This window comes from Corallococcus sp. AB045 (genome assembly GCF_003668895.1).
GTDB lineage: Bacteria > Myxococcota > Myxococcia > Myxococcales > Myxococcaceae > Corallococcus > Corallococcus coralloides.
Window position 1 is genome coordinate 21,373 of sequence record NZ_RAWN01000123.1, and the last position, 9,349, is coordinate 30,721.

General features: G+C 68.6%; 13 protein-coding genes. 5 read left to right on the forward strand and 8 right to left on the reverse strand.

Translation table 11 applies throughout. The features are described from left to right. Positions 1 to 116: 116 nt before the first annotated feature. Genes D7Y21_RS26165 through D7Y21_RS26175 form a run of 3 tightly spaced genes read right to left on the reverse strand, consistent with a single transcriptional unit; the run spans position 117 to position 2,241 of the window. Positions 117 to 1,673, reverse strand: coding sequence for a PepSY domain-containing protein (locus D7Y21_RS26165; RefSeq protein WP_121716399.1), 1,557 nt, complete (start codon positions 1,671 to 1,673; stop codon positions 117 to 119). Beyond that, complete coding sequence (locus tag D7Y21_RS26170; RefSeq protein ID WP_121716401.1) at positions 1,670 to 1,957, reverse strand: hypothetical protein; 288 nt, start codon at positions 1,955 to 1,957, stop codon at positions 1,670 to 1,672. Before D7Y21_RS26170 ends, D7Y21_RS26165 begins: the two co-directional genes overlap by 4 nt. Next, entirely contained in the window at positions 1,954 to 2,241 is a 288-nt protein-coding gene (locus D7Y21_RS26175; RefSeq protein WP_120561639.1) for a hypothetical protein, read from the reverse strand. The genes D7Y21_RS26170 and D7Y21_RS26175 overlap by 4 nt, the downstream gene beginning before the upstream one ends. A 181-nt stretch (positions 2,242 to 2,422) precedes the next feature. Between D7Y21_RS26175 and D7Y21_RS26180 the strand changes: the two genes are divergently transcribed. Then, complete coding sequence (locus D7Y21_RS26180; protein WP_120561638.1) at positions 2,423 to 2,797, forward strand: GFA family protein; 375 nt, start codon at positions 2,423 to 2,425, stop codon at positions 2,795 to 2,797. Positions 2,798 to 2,800: 3 nt separating this feature from the next. Here the strand turns inward: D7Y21_RS26180 and D7Y21_RS26185 are convergent, their stop codons facing one another. Continuing rightward, positions 2,801 to 2,956, reverse strand: coding sequence for a hypothetical protein (locus D7Y21_RS26185; protein WP_199724178.1), 156 nt, complete (start codon positions 2,954 to 2,956; stop codon positions 2,801 to 2,803). 37 nt (positions 2,957 to 2,993) lie between these two features. Between D7Y21_RS26185 and D7Y21_RS26190 the strand changes: the two genes are divergently transcribed. Together D7Y21_RS26190 and D7Y21_RS26195 are read left to right on the forward strand one after the other, a co-directional pair. Then, a complete protein-coding gene (locus tag D7Y21_RS26190) occupies positions 2,994 to 3,257 on the forward strand; it encodes a hypothetical protein (protein WP_233612284.1) in 264 nt (87 codons plus the stop codon). 19 nt (positions 3,258 to 3,276) lie between these two features. Continuing rightward, positions 3,277 to 3,783 (forward strand): hypothetical protein, encoded by a 507-nt coding sequence (locus tag D7Y21_RS26195; protein ID WP_121716403.1) that lies wholly within the window; start codon positions 3,277 to 3,279, stop codon positions 3,781 to 3,783. Here the strand turns inward: D7Y21_RS26195 and D7Y21_RS26200 are convergent. Together D7Y21_RS26200 and D7Y21_RS26205 are read right to left on the reverse strand one after the other, a co-directional pair. Further along, complete coding sequence (locus D7Y21_RS26200; protein ID WP_121716405.1) at positions 3,770 to 5,149, reverse strand: glycoside hydrolase family 26 protein; 1,380 nt, start codon at positions 5,147 to 5,149, stop codon at positions 3,770 to 3,772. The genes D7Y21_RS26195 and D7Y21_RS26200 overlap by 14 nt on opposite strands. Positions 5,150 to 5,748: 599 nt before the next feature. Further along, positions 5,749 to 6,690, reverse strand: coding sequence for an AraC family transcriptional regulator (locus tag D7Y21_RS26205; protein ID WP_233612285.1), 942 nt, complete (start codon positions 6,688 to 6,690; stop codon positions 5,749 to 5,751). A gap of 118 nt (positions 6,691 to 6,808) precedes the next feature. Here D7Y21_RS26205 and D7Y21_RS26210 point away from each other — a divergent pair, with 118 nt between their 5' ends. Continuing rightward, positions 6,809 to 7,240, forward strand: a complete 432-nt coding sequence (locus D7Y21_RS26210; RefSeq protein WP_121716409.1) for a nuclear transport factor 2 family protein — start codon at positions 6,809 to 6,811, stop codon at positions 7,238 to 7,240. Beyond that, positions 7,237 to 8,085 carry an NmrA family NAD(P)-binding protein gene (locus tag D7Y21_RS26215; RefSeq protein ID WP_121716411.1) on the forward strand — a complete coding sequence of 283 codons (849 nt, stop codon included), beginning with the start codon at positions 7,237 to 7,239 and terminating at the stop codon, positions 8,083 to 8,085. Before D7Y21_RS26210 ends, D7Y21_RS26215 begins: the two co-directional genes overlap by 4 nt. A 59-nt stretch (positions 8,086 to 8,144) precedes the next feature. Here D7Y21_RS26215 and D7Y21_RS26220 read toward each other — a convergent pair whose 3' ends face one another. Both D7Y21_RS26220 and D7Y21_RS26225 read right to left on the reverse strand, forming a co-directional pair. Further along, the gene (locus D7Y21_RS26220; RefSeq protein ID WP_121716413.1) at positions 8,145 to 8,498 is read right to left on the reverse strand and encodes a hypothetical protein; all 354 of its coding nucleotides are present in this window, start codon (positions 8,496 to 8,498) and stop codon (positions 8,145 to 8,147) included. 273 nt (positions 8,499 to 8,771) lie between these two features. Continuing rightward, on the reverse strand, positions 8,772 to 9,245 hold the full coding sequence (locus D7Y21_RS26225; protein WP_121716415.1) for a hypothetical protein: 474 nt from the start codon (positions 9,243 to 9,245) through the stop codon (positions 8,772 to 8,774). Positions 9,246 to 9,349: the final 104 nt, after the last annotated feature.

Below are 9,349 nucleotides of genomic sequence, written 5' to 3' on the forward strand. Positions count from 1 at the left end.
TGCGAGGTGGACCGCATGGGTACTTGGGGCCTGGCGCGCATCGTGCACTCAGGCTTCACAACCGCGCTGCTGGGAAGTCCCTCTCGCGCCCGCCGCGCTTCACGGCCGCTCGGGCCTCACGCATTGACGAGGGGCCCTTCGGTCGCGGCACCACCGGACACGGGCACCGCCGTCTTCCGCCTGCGCAGGCCCCACGCGAGCCCGCCGCAGCCCAGTGCCATCGCGGCCAGGAACACCTCCGCCATGAACACCGGGGGAAGGCCGCGCGACAGCGCCGTGAACAGGTTCACGTCCTGCGTCAGCACGTCGCCCACCACCACCGCGCCGAACAGCACCGCGGCCGCCGCGGACAGCACACTGCCCACCCGGAGTGACGACCCTCGCGGCACGAGCGCGATCACGACGCCCAACGCCCACGCGCCCAGGAACAGGCCGAACTCCCAGTCCGCCCGCCGCGCCATCGCCCACGGAAGCACCCGGTTCGCGGCGCAATACACCGCCGTGCCGAACGCGAGCCCCGCGGACACCCCCACCGTCAGCCGCTCCAGCACGCGGTTGCCCCTGCGCGTGCGCAGCGGGTCTCGGCGCTCCAGCCAGATGAGATTGCCGGTGACGAGCACCGCGCACATCGCCAGCGAGAGCAGCGCGTAGAGCGGCTTCATCAGCGCCTCCGCGAACCGGCCCGCGTGCAGGTCGAAGAGCAGCCGCTCGAAGGTGAAGTTCGGCGTGCGGGACTCCATGCTCGACCCGAACGTCTCTCCGCTCACGCTGTCCACGTGCGCGAAGTGGTCCGGCCCCAGCGGGGACAACTGGAAGTACACACCCGCCCAGCCACGCGCATCGCCGTAGCCGTGAAGCTCCACGTAGCGGGGCGTGCCCTCCGCGCCCGGCACCGACGCGCGCGCCCGGTCCACCACCGTGTCCAGCGACAGCATGGGCGCGTCCTTTCCCGCCGCCTCTCGCACGGGAGTGCTGTAGCCGCGCAGCTTCGTCACCCGGTCCGCCTGCCCCCGGTACACCGTGCTCCCGAAGCCCTGCGCCGCCAGCCCCGCCAGGCACAGCACCGCCCCCGTCCACGCCAGCATCGCGGTGAACGGCAGCCCGAAGACGCCCAGCACCTTGTGCGCGTCCGACGCGGAGAAGCGCGGCTTCACCGTGGGCCGGAAGCGCCACCACTGCGCGCGCAGGTCCCTCAGGTGGATCCACAGGCCGCTGACCAGCGCCACCAGCAGCGCCACCGACACCAGGCCCGTGAACTCCATCCCCCAGGGCACCCGGTAGAAGAAGTGCATCCAGTACAGCTCGCTCGCCAGCCGGCTGCGCTCCGGCAGCGCGGTGCCGGTGAGCGGGTCCAGCCACAGCACGCGCATCCCCGTGGGCTCGAAGAGGTACGCAGTGATGAACCGCGTCTCTTCGTGCGTGAGCATTCCCACGTGAGCGCCGCGCGGCAGCCGCCCCTGCTCCCGCACCCGATCGAGCATCAGGTCGAACGACGGCGGCGACCCCGAGGGCGGCGCGACATGGAGCGCGGGCTCCTGCCACACCTCCAGTTCCTCGCGGAACATCGCGAAGACGCCACAGAAGAAGATGACGAACAGGAACAGGCTGGCGACGACACCCGCCCACGCATGCAGGTCGAACTGGATGCGGAACGTCCGGGGCGACAGCTTCATCGCGGCCCCCGCACGACCAGCGCGACGGCCACCGGCACCACCACCGCCAGACACACGCCCCACGCCACCCGGCCATTCCGAGCCAGCGGCAACGCGCACGCGAGCCCCACCCACACCGGCAGCACCACGTGGAAGCCCAGCGCGAAGGCCCACGGCCCCGACACCGGCAGGAACGCCATCACCGCCGCGCCCACCGCGAACGCCGCGAGCGGAGCACCCAGCACCGTCGCCAGCGTCCGCGCGACGGAGTGGTTCGCAGCCTTGTCACCGCGACCCGCGCTCATCGGCCCACGCCCATCAGCGCCACCGGCACCAGTCCCGCCACGCCACTCACCCACGCGAACGTGCGCGCACGCGAAGGCCGGGACGAGAGCACCAGCACCAGCGCCGAGGCCGCCGTCATCGCCAGCACCAGCAGCACCAGCAGCCCCGCCACCCACCCGAAATCACCCACGCAGCACCCCAGCGACGCGAGCCCCGGCACGGCCGCGCTCCACCGCGCACGGCCACCCACGCCCATCCACGACACCGCCGACACGCAGAAGCACAGCGCGGCGAGGCTCAACATCGCGTCCACCGCGCGACCTCGTCTCTTGGTTCCAAGTTGATAATGATTTGCATCCTCACGACTGCCCCCAGACCTGTCAAGGCATGCGGAAGGCACCCGTGCTCACGGTGCGAGCGTCGACGCACGAACACCGTGCGCGCACCGCGCTTCCAGGAAATGTCGCGCTCTGGATGATGGCGGAATGAGCGAAGCCGGGACCTTGAAGGGAAGCTGTCACTGCGGTGCGACGCGGTTCGAGGTGAGCGCGCCGCCCAGGGACGTCACCCGCTGCAACTGCACGTTCTGCTCCAAGCGCGGCGTGCTCTGGGCCTACTACGAGCCCGAGCAGGTGACGTTCATGAGCCGCGACCAGGTGGCCACCTACGCGCGCAACGAGCCCGTGGCGCACCACCACTGCCAGCAGTGCGGCTGCGGCACGTGGACGGACATGCCCGCGTGGGAGGACAACGCGCCCGTGCCCGGCAGGTTCAAGGTGGGCCTCAACGCGCGCCTGTTCAACGACTTCAACCTGGACGCGGTGCGCGTGAAGTTCGTGGACGGCCGCAACCTCTGGTAGCCGTCAGAGGCGCGGGGCCGGAGCGCGGGCCTCCGGGAAGTCGGTGGACACGGAGAGGTCCTTCCACTTCTGGTCCTCCGCCTTGAGCGCGTCCAGCTTCTGCTGTGACAGCTCGAACGCGTCACTGCCCAGCACCAGGTGCAGCGGCGGCGAGGCCATCGCTGCCACCTGGTACGAGCTGGAGCACGGCCCCTCCGTGGACATCCCGGAGCCTGTCGCGCGCAGCAACCAGCACAAGGCGGCCGCCATCGCGAAGGCCCAGAAGGAGGGGCTGGTATCGAAGCACTTCGCGTCGGACGAGCTGCTGGCACTGGTGCTGGCGCTGTCCAAGACGTGGGCCTTCCCGCTATCGTACTGCGCCACGGCCACGCCGCCCACGCCCGCGGAGCTCCGCCGGCGGCGCCGCTCCGTCGTGGAGGCGGTCCGGCTGCTGGTGACGCCCGTCAGTTCAGCGCCGTGAGGCCCGTCAGGGCGCAGGCTTGAGCACGAGCTTCCGCCTTCCCTCGAACGCTGGCTACGACACCCTGGAGGGCGCCATCCTGCGCCCGGTTCGCATCAACGACGAGCCGTGCCTGCTCCTCGAGCTGCGCACGACGGGGACCTACTTCAGCCGTGACAGGTCCCCCGCCGGGAAGGTGGTCGAGGACTATGCGTTCCGACTCCCGCAGGTGGTCGTGCTGCGGGACCGCATGGAGGACCTGCTGGACCACCTGCGCCACTGGCAGGTCACCCAGGAGGACTTCGGAGTGGACCTGGAACCGGAGGGACACGAGGCCACCTGCACGATGGAGGTCGGGATGCGCGAAGGCATGCACTGCGGCCCATACAAGCCGGCCTTCACGCTGTACTACTCCAGCGTGAAGACCCGCGTTGAAGTGACCTTCGTGGTCGACCCCTCATGCCTGCTGGAGTGGGCGGAGACGATGGAGCAGGCCTTGGAGCTGGCATCGACTGCAAGGCGCCGCCCCCCCATCAGTTCGCGGTGAACGTCGTGTCGTTGCGGTACAGCAGCGTCCGCGACCAGTCCGCCGTGTAGACGAGCGTGTCCACTCGGTAGGTGCCCGCGCTCAGCGACGTGGGAAGGGTGAACGCGGACGTGTACCCGCGCGTCTGCCCCGCCGTGAACGCCTGGTTCGTGTACGCCGTGGACGTCGCCAGCGCGGAGCCGGTCGCGTTGTGGATCTCATACTTCACCACCAGCGTGAGCGCGGCGGAGGACGTCACGGTGCCCGTCACGTTGAAGGACTGGCCGCGCGTCACCGTCGCTGGGCTCACCGTGGCCTTCGTGGTGGAGAGCTGCGCGGGCTGCGGGTTCTGGTTCGCGTAGAAGCCCTTGAAGGCCGCCGCGGCATTCGGAAAGCCGGTGACGAAGGTGTTGCCGCCGTTGTTGTCCGCGCTGGACAGTTGGTGGTGACCGTCCGGCGCCTGGATGTCGAAGTACGAGTGGTAGCCCACGTTGTTCGCAGGGTTGAAGATGAACGCCAGCATCTGCTGCACGTAGTACGTGTCATCCCCGCCGCCGTTCGTGGCCGCGTCGTTGACGCCCCACTCCGGCACGGACAGTCGCTTGTTGTGGGATTGGGCGAAGCTCTTGAACTTCGTCAGCGCCGGACCGAACTGCGCGTTCCACACCGACTGCCACCGCGTGAGCGCGCATGAACCCGAGCAGCCCGCCGGAATCGGATAGGCGCCGTTCCAGCCCTGGTCGTACATGTCCAGGCCGATGTAGTCGACGTACGCGTCGCCCGGATACGTGGCGCTCAGGTCCGCGGCGGAGATGTCGTAGTTCGGGTTCCAGTCGAACTCGAAGCCCGCGTTCGGCTGCTGCGTGCGCATGGCTGTCACGATGCGGCGGAAGCACGCGGCGAAGTTCGCCTGCTGGCCATTGCCAGAGTACCAGGGCATCCAATTGCCGCTGAACTCCCAGCCCAACCGGATGATGGTGCCCTGGAGTTCGTAGGCCACCAGGTTGGTCGCCAGGTTCTTGAAGCGCGGGTCATACGCACCAGACGCGCACGCCGCGAGCGTGCCCTGCCCGCTGGGAAACATCGCCACCGAATAGTTGAAGCGCCGCCCTGGCTTCGCCTTCACCCAGGTGCGCCACGCGCCCAGTTGCCAGCCCGGGTTCTCGATGTTGCCCCACGAGTCCTTCGCCTGATGCCCCTGCCCCATCTTCACGTCGAAGCCCAGCCAGGTGGAGTACGCGTTCACCGCGTTCGGCTGCGAATACACCTCGCCCCGGTACACGCCCGTCAGCGGATCCGCCGAAGCAGTCATTCCGGCGCACAGCGTGGACACCACGGCCAGGGAGGAGGTGACGGAGAAGAACAAGCGATGGAGGCGCAAATGCATGGGGGACACTCCTGGAGGGAGAAATAAGGCCTTCCAGATTATGCGCGACTTACAGCCAGCAACTCCTGACAGCTGAAGGCAGCCCTTGCTCCTGAGCCGTCCAGACTCACTCTCCGTCAGGGGCTGTCAAGACGCCATGCCAGACGCGGTGCTGACGTACTGCGACACATTGCACGGCATATTGAGTTCAATCACGAAGTAGTGTTACCCTTGCAATGACTCTCAACCTGGAGGACACATGCGTGGACTTATTTCAGCGTTGATGTTCGGGCTGCTCGTTGGCTGTGGTGGCGCGATGGAGCCCGCGACCGTGGATGACACGGCAAGCCAGACGGCGCCCGACGTCACCTCCTCGGCATTGCTTGAGTGCGAGGTGTTGGATGGCATGTCATGTCCATCTGCTGGGGCCAACCCGCGTACGTGTATTCGCCCCGGGGGTGTGGGCCATGCCTTCTGCTATTGCGACGGGGAAGGGTACGACTACTGGCGCTGCTACTACTAAAGCCAAGACCCGCGGCGCGCGCTGAAGTCTGACGCGCGGCCGCACGGGTGGTGGTGCGAGTGCGCTCCGCATGGAGCGCACTCGCTACGGATGGCTGTTACAGGTCAACACGGGGCCCGCCGGCTCCACTGTCCGTGGGCGCACGCCGATACGCTCCGGGCCCCACGCCCCAGCGGCGCTTGAAGGCCTTGCTGAAGGCGGGCCCGCTTTCGTAGCCGGCGCGCTCGGCGATGGTGTCCAGGCTGTCGGTGGACTCACGCAGCCAGCGCGCGGCGCGGATCATCCGCCAGTTGGCCAGGTAGTGCAGCGGCGTCTCTCCCACCAGCGCGTGGAAGCGCGCGGCGAACCCGGAGCGCGACACACCCACGGACCGAGCCAGCCGCTCCACCGTCCATGGGGTGCCGGGCTGTTCATGCATCAGCGCGAGCGCGTTCCCGATGGCGGGGTCCGCCAGCGCCTTCCAGCCCGCCTGCTTTGTTCCTCCAAGTGACGTCTGGGCCCGCAGCGCGTGGACGAGCAGCACGTCCGCCAGCCGGCCCAGCACCAGCGCGCTGCCCGGCCCCGGCAGGGCGGTCTCCGCGGTGATGAGCTGCACGCTCGCGGCGAGCGAGGGCGTCCCCTGCCCCTCCTGCGTGGACAGGCGGATGATGGAGGGGAAGGCCCGCAGCAGCGGATGCGAGGGGTCCGCGCCGAACTGGAAGCAGCCGGTGATCAGCGTGGTAAGCGGCCCGGTTCCCCCCAGCCTCGTGGCGGGTGGGCGGAGCATCTGGGACGGGATGAAGTCGCTCGCGGCAGGGGTGCGGCGGCCGCCGTCATCCAGCACGTGCGCGGGCGCTCGGGGCAGCAGCACCACGTCTCCGGCGGACAGGAACACCGGCTTCGCCGTGCCCTCCACCTGGAGGCGCAGGCTTCCGCGCGCCACCACGTAGAAGGATGCGTTGGCCTTGCGGGGCATGCGCACCGCCCAGGGTGCCCCCAGCTCGAAGCGGCCGAAGAGCAGCGTCTTGAACCGCAGCGTCTCCAGCACGTCGGAGACCACATCTGTCTTTCCATCCGGAGGCATTGGACTTGGAGACAGTTCTTTTGGACGCAGTGACATGGAGCGTCCATAACGGGCGGCCTATTCCTGGTCCATCACCTCTTGCTGGAGGCCGCACATGGACCGCACTTCCCCTGACCTGGCACGGCTGATGGACGCGCACCTCGCGCTCATCGCCACGGACGTCGAGCGCTGGCTGACGCTCTTCGCGGACGACGCCATCGTCGAGTTCCCCTATGCCCCCTCGCTCGGCGGCTCTGCCCGGCTGGAGGGCATCGAAGCCATCCGCGCCTACTTCGCGCCCATCACCAGGCACTTCCAGGGGCTCACCTTCACGAACGTCCAGCGCTACCCGAGCGTGGATCAAACGACGGGCTGGATGGAGGTGCACGGCTCCGCGACGCTGCTGCCCGGGAACATCCCCTACGAACAGGACTACGTGATGCGGATGCAGGTGCGCGACGGCCGCATCGTGCACTACCGCGAATACTGGAACCCGCTGGCCGCACCCCGCGGCGCCTTCGAGTCCTTCACCCGGGAGCAGGCATGACGCGCATCCTCGTCATCGGAGCCGCCGGCAACACGGGCCGTCCCATCGCGCAAGGGCTCACGGCGGAGGGCTTCACGGTGCGCACCGCCACGCGCGACACGCGGCCGCCCGTCGCCGCCGCCGAACACGTGCGCTTCGACTGGGCGGATCCATCCACGCACGAAGCCGCGCTGGAGGGCGTGGACCGGATGTATGTCCTGGCGCCCGCGCTGGTGGAGGACCCGTCCGTCCTCATGACCTCCGTCCTGAAGCGCGCGCTGGATGGCGGCGTGCGGCGGGTCGTCCTGCTCTCCGCGTCCGCCGTGCCGGAGGCGGGCCCGGGGCTGGGACAGGTGCACCACTTCCTGCGCATGCACGCGCCAGAGTGGGCCGTGCTCCAGCCGTCATGGTTCATGCAGAACTTCATCAGCCCCAGCCACCACCACGCGGGCAGCATCCAACGCGACGGCGCGCTGGTGACGGCCACCGGCCAGGGACGGGTGGGCTTCGTGGATGCGGCGGACATCGCGGCGGTGGGCGTCCGGGCGCTGGCGGATGCCGTGTCCCATGACACCGCGCACGTCATCACCGGGCCCCAGGCGCTGAGCTACGACGACCTCGCGGCCATCCTGTCCCGCGTGTCGGGCCGCCCCATCCGGCACGTGCATGCGACGCCGGAGGAGGCCCAACGGCACCTTCAGGCCTCCGGCATGCCGGAGATCTACGCGCGCTTCCTCACGCTGCTCGATACGTCCATCCGGGACGGAGCGGAGAACCGCGTGACGGACACCGTGCTCCGGGTCACCAGCCGGCCCCCTCGCGACTTCGAATCATTCGCCCGAGCCCACATGAACGTCTGGCGTTGAAGCCGCACACCCAAGGGAAACACGCCACCGCCCGGGCGACGGGCGGCGGCGCGGACGGCTCAGGTGCAGTACTTCGGATAGCTGGTGTTCGGCAGGCAGACCAGCACCTGCCCACCGTTGCAGCCGCACCAGTTGGACGTGCACTGCGAATCGCTGCTGCACGCCGTCCAGTTGCCACACTGCTTCGGATACGTCGAGTTCGGCAGACACACGCGGGTCGTGCCCCCGTTGCAGCCACAGCGATTGGAGACGCAGTCCGAGTCTCCACTGCACGACGCCCAGTTGGGCTGCAGCTGCGACTCCACACTGCCCACTTCCACGTCAGACGTCGTCTCCTCCGACGGCACGTCCATGCCGCCGCACGCCAGCAACGGCAACACCAACAAGGCCAGGAACAGGCTTTGACGCTTCATCACATCGCCTCCATGCAGGGGTGACGTCCCAGCTCGCTCGGGAATGCGATTGCCGGGACGCCTGATCCCTACCAAGAGCGAAATTACGCGTCAAAGCCGCTTAATTTGATTTAATTGCATTAACCAGAGAGAAGTCCACCGACCGATGCCGGAAGTGTTGGCCTGGCATTGGCCTCATCACCCTCTGGACCTATTGCCTTTGAGAGGGTTGTGCCCTGGCAACGTGACGGCCCCTGTGCTCCGGGGCACGGCCGCGCGCCGCGCGACTTCGAATCATTCGCTCGCGCCCACCTGAGCCCCCTGCGTTGAGTCCGTGTCCGAGCGCAGGGCCTCCATGCCCACGACGCTGATGACGATGCCGGCCGTGAACACCAGGAGGGCACCGAGGATCATCATCGGCAGCTTCACCCAGAAGGGCGTGCGGTCCCACGGGCGTCCCGTCAGCAGGCCCGTGAGCCCCGCGATGACATAGGCGGCGCCCAGGAAGTACGTGGGCGCCACCAGGAACTGTGCCCATCCGCCGTCGCCGCCAATGCGCAGCCAGACCAGGCCCCCCATGATGACGGCGCCCAGCAGCACCAGGCCCGAGCCCTTCGCCAGGGTCCACAGCGCGCGGAGCCGCACGGCGCCCGGCGTGAGGGGCGCATCGGAGCTGCCTGTCTCGGTGGAAAGCCGTTGGACCCCGTCCAGCAGGAACTGACTTCCGAGGCCCGGCTCACGTGATGGGGACTTCGTCTCGGGGCTCATGGCCCGCGAATCTATCGCCCCCCTGTCCCCACCCACCAACACCGGCCCTCCGGGCACGAACCCTGGAGAGGGAGGTCAAAATCCGCCTGGGGGACGTAATGGCC